Origin of the sequence: Aminipila luticellarii (assembly GCF_004103735.1) — a bacterium.
GTDB classification, from domain to species: Bacteria; Bacillota; Clostridia; order Peptostreptococcales; family Anaerovoracaceae; genus Aminipila; species Aminipila luticellarii.
In genome coordinates this window covers 69,359-89,566 of record NZ_CP035281.1, presented here as the reverse complement: position 1 = coordinate 89,566, position 20,208 = coordinate 69,359, and the positions used below count along the sequence as shown (strand labels likewise).

17 protein-coding genes are annotated in these 20,208 nt (G+C 43.4%); 11 read left to right on the top strand and 6 right to left on the bottom strand.

The features are described 5' to 3' along the window. Positions 1-44 precede the first annotated feature (44 nt). From EQM06_RS00430 to EQM06_RS00415, 4 genes are read left to right on the top strand one after another with little or no spacing between them, the layout of a single operon-like run. Entirely contained in the window at positions 45-1,271 is a 1,227-nt protein-coding gene (locus tag EQM06_RS00430; RefSeq protein WP_128744466.1) for an ATP-binding protein, read from the top strand. Then, positions 1,255-2,298: a lipase family protein gene (locus EQM06_RS00425; RefSeq protein ID WP_128744465.1), complete on the top strand. Its 1,044-nt coding sequence runs from the start codon at positions 1,255-1,257 to the stop codon at positions 2,296-2,298. The genes EQM06_RS00430 and EQM06_RS00425 overlap by 17 nt, the downstream gene beginning before the upstream one ends. 19 nt (positions 2,299-2,317) lie before the next feature. Then, positions 2,318-2,632, top strand: a complete 315-nt coding sequence (locus tag EQM06_RS00420; RefSeq protein ID WP_128744464.1) for a late competence development ComFB family protein — start codon at positions 2,318-2,320, stop codon at positions 2,630-2,632. Next, positions 2,619-3,026, top strand: coding sequence for a zinc ribbon domain-containing protein (locus EQM06_RS00415; protein ID WP_128744463.1), 408 nt, complete (start codon positions 2,619-2,621; stop codon positions 3,024-3,026). Before EQM06_RS00420 ends, EQM06_RS00415 begins: the two co-directional genes overlap by 14 nt. Positions 3,027-3,182: 156 nt before the next feature. Here the strand turns inward: EQM06_RS00415 and ilvD are convergent, their stop codons facing one another. The 4 genes from ilvD to ilvB all read right to left on the bottom strand — a co-directional run bounded on the left by ilvD (position 3,183) and on the right by ilvB (position 8,181). Continuing rightward, the gene (gene ilvD, locus EQM06_RS00410) at positions 3,183-4,856 is read right to left on the bottom strand and encodes a dihydroxy-acid dehydratase (RefSeq protein WP_128744462.1); all 1,674 of its coding nucleotides are present in this window, start codon (positions 4,854-4,856) and stop codon (positions 3,183-3,185) included. Between the two features lie 57 nt (positions 4,857-4,913). Further along, positions 4,914-5,909: a ketol-acid reductoisomerase gene (gene ilvC / locus EQM06_RS00405; protein ID WP_128744461.1), complete on the bottom strand. Its 996-nt coding sequence runs from the start codon at positions 5,907-5,909 to the stop codon at positions 4,914-4,916. A gap of 72 nt (positions 5,910-5,981) precedes the next feature. Continuing rightward, entirely contained in the window at positions 5,982-6,503 is a 522-nt protein-coding gene (ilvN, locus tag EQM06_RS00400) for an acetolactate synthase small subunit (RefSeq protein ID WP_205666565.1), read from the bottom strand. A gap of 16 nt (positions 6,504-6,519) precedes the next feature. After that, complete coding sequence (gene ilvB / locus EQM06_RS00395) at positions 6,520-8,181, bottom strand: biosynthetic-type acetolactate synthase large subunit (RefSeq protein ID WP_128744460.1); 1,662 nt, start codon at positions 8,179-8,181, stop codon at positions 6,520-6,522. A gap of 262 nt (positions 8,182-8,443) precedes the next feature. On the opposite strand from ilvB, the gene EQM06_RS00390 reads away from it, so the two are divergent. From EQM06_RS00390 to EQM06_RS00360, 7 genes are all read left to right on the top strand, one after another. After that, on the top strand, positions 8,444-10,144 hold the full coding sequence (locus EQM06_RS00390; protein ID WP_128744459.1) for a 2-isopropylmalate synthase: 1,701 nt from the start codon (positions 8,444-8,446) through the stop codon (positions 10,142-10,144). A 91-nt stretch (positions 10,145-10,235) separates the two neighbouring features. Then, the gene (gene leuB, locus EQM06_RS00385) at positions 10,236-11,309 is read left to right on the top strand and encodes a 3-isopropylmalate dehydrogenase (protein WP_128744458.1); all 1,074 of its coding nucleotides are present in this window, start codon (positions 10,236-10,238) and stop codon (positions 11,307-11,309) included. 41 nt (positions 11,310-11,350) lie between these two features. Further along, complete coding sequence (locus tag EQM06_RS00380; protein WP_128744457.1) at positions 11,351-11,863, top strand: LeuD/DmdB family oxidoreductase small subunit; 513 nt, start codon at positions 11,351-11,353, stop codon at positions 11,861-11,863. Position 11,864: 1 nt separating this feature from the next. After that, positions 11,865-13,118 carry a 3-isopropylmalate dehydratase large subunit gene (locus EQM06_RS00375; RefSeq protein WP_128744456.1) on the top strand — a complete coding sequence of 418 codons (1,254 nt, stop codon included), beginning with the start codon at positions 11,865-11,867 and terminating at the stop codon, positions 13,116-13,118. A gap of 66 nt (positions 13,119-13,184) precedes the next feature. Continuing rightward, positions 13,185-13,685 (top strand): LeuD/DmdB family oxidoreductase small subunit, encoded by a 501-nt coding sequence (locus tag EQM06_RS00370; RefSeq protein ID WP_128744455.1) that lies wholly within the window; start codon positions 13,185-13,187, stop codon positions 13,683-13,685. 11 nt (positions 13,686-13,696) lie between these two features. Next, the gene (locus tag EQM06_RS00365; RefSeq protein WP_128744454.1) at positions 13,697-14,947 is read left to right on the top strand and encodes a 3-isopropylmalate dehydratase large subunit; all 1,251 of its coding nucleotides are present in this window, start codon (positions 13,697-13,699) and stop codon (positions 14,945-14,947) included. A 159-nt stretch (positions 14,948-15,106) separates the two neighbouring features. Beyond that, the gene (locus EQM06_RS00360) at positions 15,107-15,991 is read left to right on the top strand and encodes a PmeII family type II restriction endonuclease (protein ID WP_128744453.1); all 885 of its coding nucleotides are present in this window, start codon (positions 15,107-15,109) and stop codon (positions 15,989-15,991) included. Here EQM06_RS00360 and dcm read toward each other — a convergent pair. Beyond that, positions 15,988-17,283: a DNA (cytosine-5-)-methyltransferase gene (gene dcm, locus EQM06_RS00355; RefSeq protein ID WP_230974981.1), complete on the bottom strand. Its 1,296-nt coding sequence runs from the start codon at positions 17,281-17,283 to the stop codon at positions 15,988-15,990. The genes EQM06_RS00360 and dcm overlap by 4 nt on opposite strands. A 101-nt stretch (positions 17,284-17,384) precedes the next feature. Next, complete coding sequence (locus tag EQM06_RS00350) at positions 17,385-19,961, bottom strand: transporter substrate-binding domain-containing diguanylate cyclase (RefSeq protein ID WP_128744452.1); 2,577 nt, start codon at positions 19,959-19,961, stop codon at positions 17,385-17,387. Positions 19,962-20,208: the final 247 nt, after the last annotated feature.

The following is a 20,208-nucleotide window of genomic DNA, read 5'->3' as shown; positions in this document are numbered from 1 at the left end:
GGGTTTATCAATAAAACTTATCTATCGACCTAAGGAGTATTTTTATGAATAAATTACATGATCTGTCTACGGAATTAAATACTTTGTCAATCTTCCGAAGTATTTTAAAGGATGACGCAATAAAAAATTTTCAGGAACTGGCGGTTTCCACTTATTCTTTGGAATCAAAAGATCTCGTTCTCCACATTTATGGAGATTTTGTTTCGAAGCTTTTTAATAAAACCAGTTCTTTATCCCGGTACATTACCGAACTGGTTCTAAACGATGAAAACTTTTATATTATTGGGAAAGGTGCGGGGAAAGCCTTTGATCCGGTCATCGAAGCCGCTTTAAAAAATGAATTGGATGTACTGACCCGTCTTGCCTCACTGACACCGGAAGATGCACGATCCATTATCAACTATAAAGGTTTTCTGCCGGTATGGACCAACGAGCCGGTAGACCTGACTTCTTTATACATGGAGCGTATAGCAAAGCTTCCCGTGAGCGGATACGGCATCTATGCCAAATATTACGCCTTTGTTCTGTCTTCCGACGGAATTATGCCTGTGGCGCACCCGGATCCGCAAAGGCTGTCCGAGCTTCCCGGCTATGAAAGAGAGCGAAGCCTTATTATCCAGAATACACTGGCATTGATTGAAGGTACGGGAGCCAACAATGTTCTTTTATATGGGGATGCGGGAACAGGAAAAAGTTCGACGGTAAAAGCTATTCTAAACGAATATAAGAATAAGGGTTTACGGCTTATTGAGATAAAAAAAGATCAGTTATTAGAACTGCCAAGTCTGTTGGAAATGCTATCCATTAATCCGCTTAAGTTCATATTGTTTATTGACGATTTAAGTTTTAGCGGGAATGATGACAGTTTTTCTGCGTTAAAAGCAGTCCTGGAAGGAAGTATTGCTTCCAGAAGCAAAAACGTTGCCATCTATGCGACCAGCAACCGAAAGCATCTGGTTAAAGAAAATATGGCAGAAAGAAGCGGCGATGACCTGCACGTGAACGATACCCTTCAGGAAACGCTCAGCTTATCCGCCAGATTTGGCCTTACCGTTACATTCCAAGCCCCCGATCAGGAAAATTATCTGGATATTGTAAGACATTTGGCAAAGGAATACAAACTGACTCTTCCTGAAAAAGAGCTTTGCACAAAAGCCGAAGCTTTTGCTATCCGGAACGGCGGAAGAAGTCCCAGAACAGCAAAGCATTTTGTTCAGCTTCAAGCTGTGATGCAATTAGAAGGAGAGGACAGGGATGATACGGAAAATTAAATGGCTTCTTACTATATCGACTGTGGTTCTTTTTGCTTTTATTTCTGCTAACTCCGGTATTGCCTTTGCATCAAACAACAGGGAGCTTCTTTTTGAACAGCCGTCCACTCAGTTCAGCTTGGACTTGGCAAAGCTTTCGCTGGCTTTAAGTTCAGCTGCTTACGGCGACACCAGTGCAACGATTGAAAAGCTGCTGACTTCTTACGGCTTTACGAATGATTCGATCTATGACAAAGACTCTTATCAGAAATCCTCTGCTCGGGATACGGATTTGGCGGGCTATTCCTTTGCCCATAAGACCATTCAATGCGGGGACAGGGATTTTACGCTGATTGCCGTAGTGGTCAGAGGAACCAGCGGGGAAAGTGAGTGGATCAGCAATTTTAATATAAATAATTCGGGCAGCAGCCCCGACGTGCATGAAGGTTTTCAAAAGGCAGAAAAAGCACTGTTATCCGACTTAAATGCATATGTACAGGCACTGCATTGTTCCCCATCAAGTACTAAATTCTTAATTACAGGCCATAGCCGAGGTGCGGCCGTCGCCAACCTGCTGGCAGCCGAATTGTCCGAAGGCGAAACATTAGCCCCTCGAACAAACATCTATGGATATACCTTTGCAACCCCTAACGTGGCAAAAATAGATCCGGAGCGTTACGACTTAAATATTTTTAATGCGGTCAATCCGGCAGATATTGTGACAGAAATTCCTTTGGAAACATGGGGATATGGCAAGTACGGCGTGACATACTCCCTCCCTGAAAAAGGTCAGATAGATGCGGCTGATTTGGCTTCCAATCAAAAGGTTCTGATTCAATTTGCATCTATGGCTCCAACGGTGGAAGATTTTAATAAGATAAAACCTTCCTTCCTGTCCGAGCGAGCAGCTTTAATACCAACAGGGGACAGCAGTACACACGCACCGGAGGTATATATGCATCAGCTGGACCAAATAAATCCGGAACAACTTTCCAAGAAGATCTTTGACCTGCAATTGGAGCTTCTGCCAGACACGAATTATGCTTAACCTAAAGGGGAGATATGCAATGAAAATTATTTTAAAAAATATCATGGAATCCATTGTTCTTCAAAAACTGGACGAAACAATCGATAAGCTTGGGTGCTGCACATGCGATGAATGCAGGCTGGATATTGCTTCCTATGCTCTAAACCTTCTGCCGCCCAAATACGTGGTCACCTATGAAGGTGAAATGTATTCAAAACTCGATACGCTTTCTCTTCAATATGAGGCGGATCTGTTAAGTGCACTTTCCCAGGCGGCACAGGTGGTTTCCCAAAATTGCCGCCATAAGACCCCTTATGCTTCGTTTAAAATGGAGGATATATATGAAAAGTATTAAACCGGGCCGAGGGCCTTCTATGATGAGCGGATTGAGTTCTGTCTTCGTTGGAATATTCGGTGTTATCTGGACAATCGGTGCAGCCGGCATGGGTGCTCCTGCATTTTTTTCCTTGTTCGGAATTGTCTTTGTCGGAATAGCCATCGTCCAGGCTGTTTATAATTTCAATAATGCAACGAGTAAAGACCGTTTTTCTGAGTTTGATATTGTTGATGAAACAGAAGAAAGCGACCCTTTGCAGGAATTAGTTCATAAAAAAACCGATACAGGCTCTATGCCGGAAAAAGAGACTTCTTTGGATTTCGAAGTTTCCGCTTTCTGTCCATACTGCGGTGCAAAACTCGGAGAAGGGTTTCAGTTCTGCAGTAAATGCGGCAAGAAGATGCCGGAGTAAAATAAAATGATACAGTTGGGAAAATTTTCTCTAGCAAAAAGAAACTGGGAACTGGCAGTTCTATAACCACCGGTTCCCAGTTTCTTTTTGATTACTTATATATTTTAGGAAAATAATCTTGCGTATTTATAATCGTATTGTTATGAAAGTTTACGATTAGAACTCCTGCTTCATAACTGCACCTTTTGCCGCCGAATCCACGATCTTGGCATATCTGCCCAGCCATCCGGTCTTAATGTTTGGTTCCGGTGCAACGTAATGCTCTTTTCTCTTTGCGAACTCTTCCTCAGAGACTTTTGCATGGATGGAGTATTCCGGAATATTAATTTCTATAATGTCCCCTTCTTCCAAGAGTCCGATATTTCCGCCGTTTGCCGCCTCCGGACATACATGTCCGATCGATGCGCCCCGGCTTGCTCCGCTGAATCTTCCGTCTGTGATAAGTGCTACGGTCTTATCCAGCTTCATCCCTGCAAGGGCACTGGTTGGATTTAACATTTCTCGCATGCCCGGGCCGCCTTTCGGTCCTTCGTAACGAATAACGACTACGTCGCCGCCGACAATTTTACCCTTGTAAATGGCATCGATAGCCTCTTCTTCAGAGTTGAATATTCTGGCCGGTCCGGAATGCGTCAGCATTTCAGGCGCTACAGCACTCCTCTTCACTACGCAGCCTTCTGTTGCGATGTTTCCGAACAGGACAGCGATACCGCCCGTCTCGCTATAAGGCTTTTCGATTGGCCGGATGGTATCCGGCTTCTTGTTTTTGGCATTCTTTATATTTTCGCCCAATGTCTGGCCGGTAGCGGTGATGACATCCAAATCCAGCATTCCCTTTTTAGCCAGCTCGCTCTGAACTGCCGGAATTCCTCCTGCCAGATTTAAGTCCTGCATATGGGTCTCCCCCGCAGGAGCCAGATGACACAAGTTCGGCGTTTTTTCGCTTTCTTTGTTGAACCTCTTTAAGTCCAGCGGTACACCTGCTTCATTTGCGATAGCGAGCAGATGCAACACGCTGTTTGAAGAGCATCCCAGCGCCATATCACATCGGAGCGCATTGGTGATGGACCTTTCGTTGACAATATCTCTGGCTTTGATGTCTTTTTCTACCAAATTCATGATTGCCATGCCTGCGTGCTTTGCCAGACGCATTCTACCATTGTGAACAGCCGGAATCGTGCCATTCCCCGGCAGAGCGATCCCCAGTGCTTCACATAAGCAATTCATACTGTTGGCCGTATACATACCGGCACAGGATCCGCATCCCGGACAGCAGCCCTGTTCAAACTCCTCTAATTTTTCATCATCGATCAGGTTTGCTTTTCTGGCGCCAACCGCTTCAAAGATTTTGGACAAGCTTATATCCTCATCATCTACCAGCCCAGACAGCATAGGCCCTCCGGAGCATACAACTGTCGGAAGATTGATTCGAACTGCTCCCATAACCATACCGGGAACGATTTTATCGCAGTTCGGAACCAGTACCAATCCATCCAACGCATGTGCCAGTGCCATGGTCTCTACACTGTCAGCGATCAGCTCTCTGCTTGCAAGGCTGTATTTCATGCCGATATGCCCCATAGCGATTCCGTCGCAAACACCGATAGACGGGATCATAATCGGTGTTCCGCCTGCCATTCGAACGCCGGCTTTTACAGCATCCGCTATTTTATCTAAGTGATAGTGCCCCGGCACGATTTCGCTGTGTGCTGAAACCACACCGATCAAGGGTCTATCTAATTCTTCCTTCGTATAACCCATCGCATAAAAAAGGCTTCTCATCGGAGCCTTTTCTATCCCTTGAGTCACGCTTGCACTTCTTCGTGTCATACGCAATCTCCTCTTCATCATCATAAATTTATTTCAGCTTGATACATCCAAAAGAGCTTATTTCTTTAACCAGCTCATCATCTTTCTCAGCTCACCGCCAACCTTTACCAGAAGATGCTCCGTTTCCTTTCTCCTTGTAGCTAAGAACTTAGCCTGACCGCCTGCATTGAATTCCTGAATGAATTCGCTGGCAAAAGTACCGTCCTGAATTTCAGAAAGAACCTTCTTCATTTCCTTACGAGTCTCTTCTGTAATCAATCGCTTTCCTGTTCTGTAATCTCCATATTCAGCTGTATTGGAGATGGAGTATCTCATCATTTCAAAGCCGCCGCTGTTAATCAGGTCAACAATCAGCTTCATTTCATGAATACATTCAAAGTATGCCATTTCTGGCTGATATCCGGCTTCTACCAGCGTATCGAAACCAGCCTTCATTAATTCAGTAACGCCGCCGCAAAGTACAGCTTGTTCTCCGAATAAGTCTGTTTCTGTTTCTTCCTTAAAGGTTGTTTCAAGGATACCGGCTCTTCCTGCTCCGATTCCGGAAGCATAGGCCAACGCGATTTCCTTTGCCTTTCCCGTAGCATCCTGATGCACAGCAATCAAAGACGGAACGCCTTTTCCTTCTGTATATTGACTTCTTACCGTATGACCCGGTCCTTTAGGCGCGATCATGATGACGTCAATATCTGCTTCCGGCTTAACCTGATTATAATGGATATTAAATCCATGTGCAAATGCCAATGCATTGCCCGGCTTCATATGCTTTGCTACCTGTGTCTTGTAAATGGATGCGGCAAGTTCATCCGGAACTAACATCATAACTATATCACCGGCTTCTGCTGCTTCTTCTACTTCCACGACCTTAAGGCCGGCAGCTTCTGCTTTTGCTGTGTGGGCGGAGCCTTTTCTAAGACCTACAACCACATTTACTCCGCTTTCTTTCAAGTTTTCAGCGTGGGCGTGACCCTGGCTCCCAAATCCGATTATTGCAACGGTCTTCCCGTCTAACATTCCTAAGTTACAATCTGCATCATAATACTTTTTTATCATTTTCCTATCTCCTTTATATTCTTAGCTATTAAATATTAAACCTTTTATTAATCGTTGATCAGAAACTCTATTCTAAAGTTCTGCATCTTCCTGACAGCAGGAAGGCGTAGCAAGCCCTCTTTTAATTCCGGTTACGCCGGTTCTGCACATCTCTATGATTTCATAGCAGCTGACCATATTCATAAATCCATCGATCTTATCCGGAGCGCCCGTCATTTCAATGACTACACTTTCCTTTGAAAGGTCAATGATCTTTCCTCTGAAAATATCTACGATTTCTCGAAGAGCCGACCGATTTGTTTTATCCGCCTTTATCTTCACGAGCAAAAGTTCTCGATATACACTATCCTCTTTTCCAAGAGGAAATATTTCCTTTACTACTTCCAGCTTTTCTGTCTGTGTAATAATCTGATTTAAGGCTTGATCGGTTCCTGTAAAGACAACCGTTATTCTTGAGATCTCTGGGTTATTGGTAGCCGATACGGTCAAAGAATCGATATTGAAGCCTCTCCTCCCAAACAGACTGACAACTCTGCTGAGAACATTTGCCTGATTATCAACAAAAATACTGATTACTTCTTTTCTCATTGTCATCGCATGCTCTCCTTTCCTATCCTACAATCATATCGTTTACAGTTCCGCCATTTGGAATCATTGGAAGAACCCGTTCTTCCCTTGAGATGATGCAGTCTATCCAAACCGGCCCCTCGGCTTTAAGCGCCTCTTTAAACGCTGCTTCGAATTCCTCCGGGTTGGTAGCTCTGTAGCCTTTTCCGCCAAAGCCCTCGATTACTTTAACAAAGTCCGTCTTTCGTTCTGGGGTGGTGGAGGAGTATCTCTTACCGTAAAAAGCCGTCTGCCACTGATAAACCATTCCCAAAACACTGTTATTCATGATAATGGTGATGATCGGAAGGTTATTGCTGACAGCTGTACAAGCTTCTGCTAAATTCATATGGAAAGAACCGTCACCTGTGAAATGAATGACTCTTTTCTGCGGACATCCAATCTGCGCTCCAATGGCAGCTCCGTAACCGAATCCCATGGTGCCAAGACCTCCGCTGGTCAAAAAGCTTCTGGTGTTTTTATGCTTTAAATATTGAGCCGCCCACATTTGATGCTGCCCTACATCGGTAACATATATGGTTTCTTTATCGGTCAGGTCACAGGCAGACGTAACAATTTCTACCGGGTGAAGCTTCGCTGCTCCCTCTTTTTTATCCCCTCTAACCTTTTTCCATTCTCGAAGCTTATCGATCCATTCCGTTCTTTCTACTTTTTCAACTAATGGAATCAATTTTTCCAAAGCGTCCTTTACATCACTTACAATACTCAAATCTACTAGAACATTTTTATTAATTTCACTCTTATCAATATCGATCTGAACAATCGTAGCATCCTTGGCGAACTTTTGCATGTTCAAAGCAACCCGGTCACTGAATCTCGTGCCAAGAGCCAGAACCAGATCGGCTTTGTCGATCGCTTTATTGGAAGCAACACTTCCGTGCATTCCGATCAAGCCCAGATTCTTCTTATCGTCATAACTCAATACGCCTGCGGCCATCATAGTATATGTACCCGGCATATCTGCCTTCTGTAACAATTCCGCCAACTGATGGGATGCACAGGAAGACGCTACGCCGCCTCCGAAGTACACGATAGGCCGCCGGGCTTTATTAATTAAATCCGCAACCTCCTGAATCTCCTCCGGATTGGCTTTCGGCATTTCCAGAACCGGCAAAGGCTTCTTTTTTTCATAGTCAAATACCGCTGCGGTCACGTCCTTGGTAATATCTACTAAAACCGGACCTTTTCTTCCGCTCTGAGCGATCCTGAACGCATTTCTAAGAGCATCTGCCAAATCTTCAATTCGGTTAACAAAGTAGTTGTGCTTTGTAATAGGCATCGTTACTCCTGTGATGCAAATCTCCTGAAAAGCATCTCTTCCGATCAGAGAATCCGGTACGTTGCAAGTAATAGCTACCATTGGAATACTATCCATAAAGGCGGTTGCGATTCCTGTTACCAGATTCGTCGCTCCCGGGCCACTTGTTGCGAATACTACACCTGTTTTTCCAGTGGCTCTTGCATAACCGTCAGCTGCATGGGCAGCATGCTGTTCATGAGAAGCAAGAATGTGCTTAATTTTGTCCTGATAATTGTAGAGGGTGTCATAAATGTTGAGGATGGTGCCTCCGGGATACCCAAAAACGGTATCGACTTTTTGCTCTAGCAATACTTCTGCAACAATTTCAGATCCTGTTAATTTCATTTTGTTTACTTCCCTTCTTTCTTAAAATTTGCACATATTTTTTTCTTGGAATGTGCGCTCCAGAGCCACTACGATTTGTGGTGTTTAATACCTATTATATAGGCACGAAGAAAAAAGTCAACGATTTTTTGTTAAAATTCACAAATTATTTTACCATTTGTTATTGACAAAACACAAAACCTCTATTAGTATGTAAAATCATGAATAGATAATGAATTATGAAAAATATTTGCTTACGAGGCAAAACAAGGAGGAATTTAAAATGAAAAATTATGAAAAGTATAACGTCGGTTATTTTATGCCGCCGGTCAACGAATTTAAGTGGGTCAAGAAGGATCACATCACAGAACCGCCAGCTTGGTGCAGTGTAGACCTTCGCGATGGCAATCAAGCGCTGATCGTTCCCATGAGCCTAGATGAAAAGATTGAATTTTTCCAGTTCCTCGTAAGCCTCGGATTCAAAGAGATAGAGGTCGGCTTTCCCGCCGCCTCTAAAACAGAATATATTTTTTTAAGAACGCTGATTGAAAAGGATCTCATTCCTGATGATGTGACGATTCAGGTGCTTACTCAATCCAGAGAGCACATTATAAAAAGGACTTTTGAATCCTTGAAGGGTGTAAAAAAAGCGATTGTACATCTTTACAACTCCACGTCTTTCGCACAAAGGCAGCAGGTCTTTAAAAAAACACCGGATGAAATCGTAGAAATCGCCACAAGTGGAGCAAGGCTTTTGAATAAATACAGGCAGACTATGCCGGAAAGTCAAATATCTTTTGAATATTCACCGGAAAGCTTTACCGGTACAGAGATGGAATTTGCTCTGAGAATCTGCAATGAGGTCATAGACATCTGGCAGCCATCCCCTGCAAACAAGGTCATTATCAATCTGCCGGCCACGGTATCCATGTCCATGCCGCACGTTTATGCCAGTCAGATTGAATATATGAGCGACCACCTTCACGGCAGGGAGCACGTTATTCTTTCTCTTCATCCACACAACGACAGAGGAACTGCCGTTGCGGATGCGGAACTGGGCCTTCTCGCCGGCGGTGACCGGGTGGAAGGAACGCTGTTCGGAAACGGGGAACGTACAGGAAATGTGGATATCATAACCGTCGCTATGAACATGTTCGCCCATGGAGTCGATCCGGGTCTGGACTTCTCCGATATGCCTTCTATTGTAGAAAAATATGAAAAATTTACGGATTTGGCCGTCCATCCAAGACAGCCTTACGGCGGTCAGTTGGTATTTGCAGCATTTTCCGGTTCTCATCAGGACGCTATTGCCAAAGGCATGGCCTTTCATGAGGAACATCAAACAGACAAATGGACGGTTCCTTATCTGCCTATTGATCCCCACGACGTGGGACGTAAATACGATGCGGACGTAATCCGTATTAACAGTCAGTCCGGTAAGGGCGGCATTGCTTATATCCTTGAACAAAATTATGGATACGCTATTCCTCAAAAAATGCGGGAAGAAGTAGGATACCTGATCAAAGGAATCTCCGACAATGCACACAAGGAGTTGACTGCGGATGAAATCTATGAAATATTTGACGGGGAATACATCAATATCTTTTCTCCGGTAGATATTACCGACGCAACGTTTAAAAAGGTTTCCACTTATAAGAGCGATGACGGCATGCTGGTAGATATCAAGGTGACGATCGACGGCAATGAGTTTGAGGTTTCCGCTGCTGGAAACGGGCGTCTGGATGCCGTGAGCAATGCACTTAAAAAGACGCCTTATACCTTTGATTATACCTTTGTCACCTATTCAGAACATGCCCTTGAGGCGGATTCCAATTCCAGAGCCTGCGCTTATGTCGCATTGACGGATAAGAGCGGCAAGCTTTATTGGGGCATCGGTATTCACGACGATATTATTCTGGCTTCTATCAACGCGTTGGTTTCCGCCCTTAACAGGCAGGAAAAAATTCGTCCGTTAGCGGATTAAACAACGACTGCGTATGTTATAAATAAGAATGTGAGCAAAAAATAACTGCAAGTACTCATAAGACGATACTTGCTCTAAGAGGAGAAGAAGTATGAACTATAAAATTGCATTAATACCAGGGGATGGAATCGGACCGGAAGTGGTTGCCGAGACCGTCAAGGTTTTAGATAAAATCGGAGAAAAATACGGTCACAAATTTGAATATACGAAGGTTTTGGCAGGAGGCTGCGCGATTGACGAAACGGGCGGCTGTCTTCCGCAGGAAACTATTGATATCTGCAAAGCCAGCGGTGCCGTACTTTTAGGTGCGGTAGGGGGCTGGCAGTGGGATACGCTGCCGGGAGACCAAAGACCGGAAAGAGCTTTACTCGGCTTAAGAAAAGAACTGGGTCTGTTTGCCAACCTGCGGCCGGCTCTGCTCTTTGACGAGCTGGCAGACGCCTGCCCGCTCAAACCTGAAATCGTTGAAGGCGGGCTTGATCTGGTGGTCGTTCGAGAACTCACCGGAGGTATTTACTTTGGGGAAAAAGGCTTTAAGGACACGGATTTAGGCCCTGCCGCTTACGATATTGAGCAGTACGCCGAAGAAGAGGTGCGAAGAATTGCTATCGTCGCATTTGACATGGCTATGAAAAGAAATAAGAAAGTAACCAGTGTGGATAAAGCCAATGTGCTGGAAAGCTCCAGACTTTGGAGAAGAATCGTAGCGGAAGTCTCTGTGGATTATCCGGAAGTCACATTAGATAATCTGTATATTGACAACGCCACCATGCAGATGGTCCGCAATCCCAAGCAGTTTGATGTGATCGTGACCAGCAACATTTTCGGAGACATTCTTTCCGACGAAGCCAGCATGATCACAGGCTCTATTGGTATGCTCCCGTCGGCCAGCCTTGCGAAAGGCAACTTCGGCATGTACGAACCGGTACACGGTTCTGCTCCGGATATTGCCGGGCAGAATAAAGCAAACCCCATGGCAACGATTCTTTCTGCCGCTATGATGCTCCGATATACCTTCGGACTTTCTGCCGAAGCAGATGACATCGAAACGGCGGTCAAAAAGGTTCTTGCAGATGGCTATAGAACACCCGATCTTTATACGGAAGGAACAAAAGCCGTCGGTACAAAAGAAGCCGGCGATTTAGTGACTGCTGTGATAAAATAGTCGGAATCAGCCGGTATTTAACAAAAAGGAGGGATTGCCTTATGGGTGCTATCTTTAAATTTCACAATGATTTGGATACGGATCAGATCATTGCTTCACAATATTTATTATTACCTTCTATCGATGAAATGAAGGCACATGCCTTTGAATCGCTTGACGCAGACTTTTCAAAAAAAGTTCAGCCCGGCGACTTCGTAGTAGGCGGTGAAAATTTTGGCTGCGGCTCTTCCAGAGAGCAGGCACCCGGCGTTTTAAAAGCGCTGGGGGTAAAAGGCGTTGTAGCGAAATCCTTTGCTCGTATTTTTTACAGAAATTCTATTAACATCGGACTTCCTGTCATTATTTGCAAGGACTTACCCGATCAGGTTTCTACCGGTGATACCATGGAATTGTTTTTATCGGAAGGAATCATCAAGACCGGCGGCAGGGAGTATTCGTGTACCAAACTGCCCCCCTACATGCAGGCAATTCTCGATAAGGGCGGTTTGATTGCTTCCCTGAACGAAGCAGAAACAGCTTCTCCTGCCGTTTCAAAAGATGGAGGTAAACAGTAATATGGGAATGACTATTGCAGAAAAAATAATTGCTTCCGCAGCAGGTGTGGAAACCGTAAAGCCGGGAGACATCCATACGGTTACTCTTGACCGTATGATGAGCAATGACGGAACCACGCATTTGACCATTGATATGTATCATCAGCAGATTAAGAACCCTTCTATTGCGGATCCGAAAAAACTCATTTTTATCGTAGACCATAATGTCCCTGCGGATAATCCGAAAACCGCCGCTTCCCAGAAGAAAATGCGGGATTTTGCCAAAGAGCATCACATTGACTTTTGGGAGGGAAAAGGTGTCTGCCATCAAATCATGATGGAGCACTATGTCTGTCCGGGAGAACTAATCTTCGGAGCAGACAGCCATACCTGCACCTATGGTGCTCTCGGTGCTTTTGGAACCGGCGTTGGCTGTACGGATTTCTTATATGGAATGGTCACGGGCACTTCTTGGCTTCTCGTTCCTGAAACCGTAAAATTTAATTTGACAGGACGCTTGAGAAAAGGCGTTTATCCCAGAGATTTAATGCTCCACATTATTGGTCAGATCGGTGCCAACGGCGTGAATTATCAGGTGATGGAATTTACCGGGGATGGTGCTAAGGCTCTCAGTGTGAACGACCGAATGGTCTTATGCAATCTGGCTGTAGAAGCCGGTGCAAAATCTGCGGTCTTTGAGGCCGACGAAACAGCTCTTGCTTGGCTAAAAGAACGCGGCCGCGAACCGAAGCATGTCTTTAGGAGTGATCCGGATGCACATTATTTCAAGGAATATACCTTTGATTTAGATAAAATAGAACCAATTGTTGCAAGACCTGACTTTGTAGATGATGTCATCCCTGCAAGAGAGGCTTGCGGCATTAAAATTGATGAAGCCTTTTTAGGTTCTTGTAATAACGGACGGATTGATGAAATGCGGGTTGCAGCGAGACTGCTGAAGGGGCGCAGGGTGGCTGACACCGTTCGCTTCCTCATCGTTCCCGCCAGCAACGAGGTCTATATACAGTCCCTCGAAGAAGGATTAATTGAGATCTTTATGGAAGCAGGAGCTATTGTCATGAATGCCAACTGCAGTGTATGCTGGGGCAGCTGTCAGGGCGTTATCGGCGAAAATGAAGTGCTGATCAGCACAGGAACCAGAAACTTCAAAGGCCGGGCCGGACATCCTTCCTCTAAGGTATATCTTGGTTCGGCAGCCACTGTAACCGCTTCCGCGATTAAAGGAGTCATTGCCACAGAAAATGAACTGGAATAACAGTATCAGTTTCTAATTGCAATAAACGATAAATAAAAATCTTAAGACTTTAAAGGAGTGGTCAGTATGGAAACGTTTAAAAGCAGAGTATGGGTTTTAGGAGACGATATTGATACGGATATTATTATTCCTACGGATTATCTGGCACTGAAAACCATTGATGATATGAAACAATACGCCTTTTCCCCCCTACGCCCGGAGCTTGCCGGACAAATTAAAGAAGGTGACGTTATCGTAGCCGGAAAAAATTTTGGCTGCGGCTCTTCCCGGGAGCAGGCTCCGGAGATTATAAAGGCTCTGCATATAAAATGTGTCATCGCAAAGTCCTTTGCCCGCATTTTTTTCAGAAATGCGATTAACAACGGACTGTTGCTGATTGAAAACCCTTTTATTCACGACGCAGTGACAGAAGGGCAGGAAATCGAGGTATGCGTAAATCATTATATAAAATGTAACGGCAAGGAATATCCGATTGCTTCCTTGCCGCAGAATTTACTGGATATCCTGCAGGCGGGGGGACTGGTAGCGGCCATGCGAAAACGCAATGGTTTGGAACCGCTTGAGTAAGGAGGAACACTGTGGGACAGACATTTATAGAAAAATTAGTAAGCCGTAATATTTCTGCACCGGTTCAGGCGGGAGATATTGTCACGGTTCAAGTAGATCGTGTTATGATTCATGATATATTTATTCCCTTTGTGGCTGAGAAGTTTGAAGAAATGGGCTTTTCAAAGCTTTGGAATCCGGATAGAGTCGTATTGATCTATGACCATCTGGTTCCTGCCAGTCAGCAGGATGATGTGAGACACTTTAAGATCGGAGATGCGTTTGCGAAGAAATATGGTATGACGCATGTGCACCGTTCGGACGGAATCTGTCATCAGCTTATGACCGAGGCCGGTTATGTGAAACCGGGTGACGTAGTGTTCGGAACGGACAGCCATACTACTACTTATGGCTGTGTAGGTGCCTTTTCTTCCGGAATCGGCTATACAGAAATGGCCAGTATTTTAGGAACCGGAACTATGTGGATCAAGGTTCCGGAAACCATTCAGGTAAACATAGAGGGAACTCTTCCCGAAAATGTGACTTCTAAAGATATTATTTTAACCCTGATCGGCGATTTAGGGGCGGACGGAGCCACTTACAAGGCCTTGGAATTTACCGGCAGTGCCGTTGAAGAGATGACAGTTGCCAGCCGCATGACCATGTCCAATATGGCTGTTGAAGCCGGTGCAAAATGTGCTTTGTTCACACCGGATGAAAAAACGGCAGAGTATTGTCAGATCAAGCTGACTGAGCAGGAAACCTCACTGAAAGGGGATGGAGACGCCGTCTATTATAAAACTATAAACTACAGGGCGGAAGATTTTGTTCCGGTCATGGCCTGCCCTTCGCAGGTGGATCATATCAAGCCTGTGGCTCAGCTTGCGGGAATCCAAATTGATCAAGTCTTTATCGGTTCCTGTACCAACGGCCGTTTGGAAGATCTGGAAGCTGCCGCCAAAATTCTCGAAGGGAAGACTATCTCACCTTTCGTGAAATTAATTGTTACGCCCGCCAGCCGCAAGGTTTTTATGGAAGCCACACGAGCCGGCATCCTAGAAACTCTGGCTGCGGCCGGAGCAATTATTACACACCCGGGCTGCGGGCTTTGCTGCGGCCGTACAGGGGGTATTCTGTCCGACGGAGAACGGGTCGTGGCAACAAACAACCGCAATTTCCTCGGCAGGATGGGAACATCAAAAGTAGAAATCTACTTAGCGTCTCCCATATCCGCGGCACTGGCGGCTCTGCATGGGGAAATAACCAGTCCTCCGCAGGGGTGAAGGCGAAGTATTCTAATCTCCTAATCGAAAAACTGCTTTCTGTATTCGGCAGACAGCAGTTTTTTTGTCGCTTTTACCTTTATAAGTTTATAATAGATTTTACTTTTCCTGTTATCTACAGTATAATATACATAAATTTTATATACGGCGGGGGGCACTATGAACGATACTTTTTTTGACAAATATATAAATGAAGAAATAACCTATGACGAATTTACCAAACAAGTTTCTCTTATATATGAAAGTGAAACCTCTGTCGATTACAATTTGCTTGGTCTTAGTGTTTCAGAATTTGAATTATATAAACGTTTAGGCAAAGATGCCCTTGAGAATATTATTTCTGCACGCAAACATAAAGCGGAAATAATTCAAAAATGGAAGAAATTCTTTCGTGAAGAAATTGCAGAGAACCATCGCAAAAATACTTTAAAGCTTGAGCATTTAAAAGAATTTAATCTGAATCCTTTTTTAGACAATTACAAAGCTAACTTTCTTTTAGGGGATAGTTCTGCTAAAAGCAAGGCGACCGCACTGATTTATGCAAGAACACTGGGCTCATCCATTAATACGACCTTTGGAACAAATCTTCAAAAATTCTGCAGTGATATTTTGTCAGGATATGCGTCTACCACCTCAGGTATCGACATTGAATTTGAAGACTTTATTGATGGAAGAAGAAAGTACTGCCAGATCAAAGCAGGCCCCAATACCATTAATAAAGATGATGTGAAGACCATTTCAGACCATTTCATTGGTGTAAAGAATCTGGCAAGGACAAATAACCTGAATATAGGTTTTAATGATTTAATTGTTGGCGTTTTTTATGGGGAAGAGAAAGATCTAAGTGGTCATTATAAAAAGATCAAGAAAGATTATCCTGTATACATCGGTCAAGATTTTTGGTATCGATTGACTGGAGACAGTAGCTTTTATAAAGAATTGACCGCTGCCATTGATGAGGTTGCTTCCGAATATGACGGTCGTGAATTACTGAATACGGTTATTAATAAACTGGCAGATGAAATCGAAAAAGCAGAGATTTAACTCTCTGCTTTATTTAATACATCTATTATGGATAATCCCACGGCCTTTGCAAACTCCACCGGGACTGCATTTCCAATCTGCTTATACTGTTGTCCCATGGATCCGGAAAAACTCCATTCGTCTGGAAAGCTTTGAATTCTGGCGTATTCCCGGACATTAAACGGTCGGGTTTCTTCCGGATGACATCTTTCTGTTTGTTTTTGTGCAGGGCTGCAAGTGAGAGTCAAGCTTGGTTCATCCCATGAAATCCTTCTTGCCATACCGGTTCTTCCTCCACCGGAATAATAACTTTTTCCCATATACTCTTTTGCTATATCTTCCGGTAAATCTCTCCAGTAACCACCCGCAGGGACTAGCTCCAAAACCTTACGTTTTTTCTCAGGATATTTTTCTCCTATTGATTCGGGCACATTTTGTAATACATCCCGCAGAACTGGTTTATAATCATATTCTTTTGGTAAACGATACGGAATATCAATATCATTGCGGATGCCTATGATGACTACCCTTTCTCGCTTTTGAGCAACACCGTAATTATTTGCCTTTAAAATATTCCAGGTTACATGGTAATTCATGCTCTCATAAATACCTAGCATCGTTTGCAGTGTTTTTCCATTATCGTGTGTCGTCAACCCCTTCACGTTTTCCGCTAAGAACACCTTTGGATTTAAATCTTTAATTATTTTTGCAAAATAGAAGAACATGGTTCCTCGCACATCATCTAATCCTAATTTATGCCCTGCATAACTAAATGCCTGACAAGGATACCCTCCGGAAACAAAATCAATTTCACAGTTCTTTGGTAAATAATTCCTAATCCCGCTTTCTGATACCTTAATAATATCATCCTCAATGACATTCCATTCCGGACGATTTTGTCTTAATGTCTGTGCCGCATACTTATCGATTTCTACCAAGCCTTCTGCCTGAAATCCTGCCATTTCTAAGCCTAAAGCTAAGCCTCCGGCTCCGGCGAAAAGCTCCACTGAATGATAAGGCCTTTTCCCCTTGATATATCTGACATCCACATCGTCTAATTGACTCTCTGATACTACTTTATCTTTTTGAGCCTTGTCAAGTTTCGCTTTGGGTATAATAATATCCATTGGCTCTACCTCAAGAACATCACATAATTTCTGATAATTACTCTTCAAAGGGTTACTTTTTTCCGATAAAATGACGGATAATTGATTCTTTGTTATACCCAGACGCTCTGCTAAATTTGATTGTGTCCTGATATTTCTCTTTTCCATGATGGCGTGTACTTGACTTTTATCGATTACATATTCCATAAATACCCTCCAAATAAGTTATGAAAATATATTAACATCTTACTCCCTTTAAGTCAAGCAGAATGCAAACAAATGTTCTGTTTTCAAGTAAACTTTGCCCTTTACCCAATCTGGCTGGCATCATAAATCACATATCTGCACTTTCCGCATTTTTTTGCCTCGTACATGGCTTCATCCGCATATTTATAGAGCAGATCATAATTTACATAGCCGTTCGGCACAATGGCTATTCCGGCGGAGCAAGTGGTGACCAGGCTATCCTTTTCAAAGACCAGACTGTTACAAATTTGTTTTGCCTTTTTCTCCACGTTTTCAAAGGAGCCGGCATTTTTCATGAAGATAATAAATTCATCTCCGCCCAGCCTCCCTACAAGATCTTCTGTCCGGAACAGCTTTGTCAGCTTCAAAGCAATACTTTTCAGGACTTCGTCTCCATAGAAATGGCCGTGGGTATCATTCGCTCTTTTAAAATCATCTGTATCCAATATAATCAGCGCACTGATGGACTCCTTTTGATATTCTTTTTGTAAAAAGTCTTGCACATAGGCCTGAAAAGAGGTTCTGTTTAAAAGATTGGTTAATGCGTCTCTTGATGCCTTATCTTTTAATCTCAGTTCTTCATTGATTTTGTCTGTTACATCTTCGGCTAATCCTACTGCGCGGATAGCTTTTCCGTCCTCATCAAAAAGATTGGTCATTTTAATTTCTTCCCAGATATACTGGCCTGCCCATCCTCCGTCCCTTTCCCTTTTCTTCAGCTTAAATAAGCCGGACGCCACTTTTGCGCCTGCCAAGATATCCTGAAACATTTTCACGAACGCATCGGCAGAATCAGGATGAACATATCCGGATTCGATCAGGCTCTGAGGAACATTGTCCATTTTATCCTTCATACCTATCCAGCTTTTCGTTCCTTTTGTCCGGACGATACATTTATTGACCAGATCAAATTCCCATACGATCATATTTGTCTGAGCTAAAGCAATATGAATTTTTTCATCATTTAACTGCAATTCCTTTTTTACTGTTCGTTCCAGTTTTCTGTTGCGATAAATCACCAGAAGTATGCCCATCCATAGCAAACAAATCACAGCCAGAGTAAATATCGGATATTTATAAACGTAATCAAAATATCCGTCCTGACTTCCGTCAAATAAAATATTATCAAAGACTATTTTATCAATTTCATTCTGCGGTATGTTATTGATCGCTTTATTGATGATCTGATATAATCGGATATCCTTGTCATCCGGCACGGCAAAACAGACCTTATAATTAAAATCCGGTACGGCATATGTTCTTATTCGGGTATATCTTGCATGAGAGCCGAAATAATCCGCACTGTACGTAGGAATATATGTAATATCTGCGGTCCCCTTATTGACGGCCGCCACGCAGTCTTTTAAGCTATTGCAATAGACCAAATGGTCATACTTCATAGTCTTGTGAATTTTGTCCGTTAAAAAATAGCCTTTTACTACCGCCACCTTGAGATTTGGAAGGGTGTAATCCTTTATGTAATACTGTGAGACCACGCTGACCGGTATATTTAAATAGGCCGAGGTCAGCCGCACATGATGTGCCGAAGCCCACTGATAATCGGCGCCAAAGGTAGAAATAAGCTGAACCTTATCTTTGTCAGTCTCCTTCCAGATGTCCCGGTATCTGTCATACGGTATACTGTTAAAGGTCAGACCTGTCACAGCCGTTATATGGTCCAGGACATCTCCTGCGATACCGGAAGCCTTACGCTCGTCTTTATCATAATACTCGATGGGAATAAAAGCTGCATCGATTCCGACATCGATGACCGGATTCTGTTTCATATATTCCCATTCTTCCGGTGTCCATACAATAGGTTCTTCTTTTAAACAGCTGTAATATTTCTTGTATAGCTCCGCCGCGAACTGCGGATGTTTCCCGGTTATTTCTTCTAAGGCCCCATCCAGCTGATCGCACAGCTCTTGCTTCTGCTTATTTGTAACCGCATAAAAAGAACCGGGCTTCAATCGGAGAAGCGTCCGTTCTCCTTCCTGACACCGGATATTATTTGTATAAATGGCATCCACTGTTTTTGTTTCGGCCAATGCTTTTTTTATTTCCTCTGCGGTAGAGAAAGCCACCAGCTTAAAAGGAATGTGATTGGCCGTTAGATAGGTCTTGATTTCCTCGTTTCGAGTACTGCCAGACCATACGCCAATCGTGATTCCATCCAAGGTGTGCAGATTTTTTCGGCTGTATTTTACATCCTCTCGCCTTACAGAGAGAACCCCGTAATCCTCTTCAAGAGAGAATGCCGGAAAGAGAAAAGCACGTTCCGTCTGTTCTGTTTTTTCCACATTGCAAACGATATCTACCTGACCTTCTTCCAGCATCTTAAGGGCTTCTTCGTAAGTCATCCTGTGCTCATCACCCGTAGCGGGATCCCTCACCTTATATACAAAATCATAATCCCACCCTGTATATTTGGCGATTTCCATTAAGTATTCGTACCCATATCCACTGAAATGCCCATCTCGGGAAACATCATTAAACCCCTCCAGCTGGAAATATCCAACTTTAATTATATCCGCCTGTTTTTTCCCTTCTGCATAGGAGGTATATGGTATAAAGCTGCTGAAAATAATTATCGAAATAATTATGACAGCCACATATGTATGCCTTTTTTTATATGACATCACTTTGTTACCTTTCAAACTAAATATACCTTTTCATCCCTTATTTTAGATTATATATTTTATGCCTTGGAATCGTCAATAAACAAAAAAAGATAAAATCTAAAAATATCTTTACAACCTGTTACTTCTGTTGTATAATCAGACATATTATCACAGTTTTTTAGTGAATATGAACAAAAATGAAAGGGTAAGTCCATGAAAAATGTTATTAATTGGGCAGTTGAATATTTATACTTTAGCTTTACTT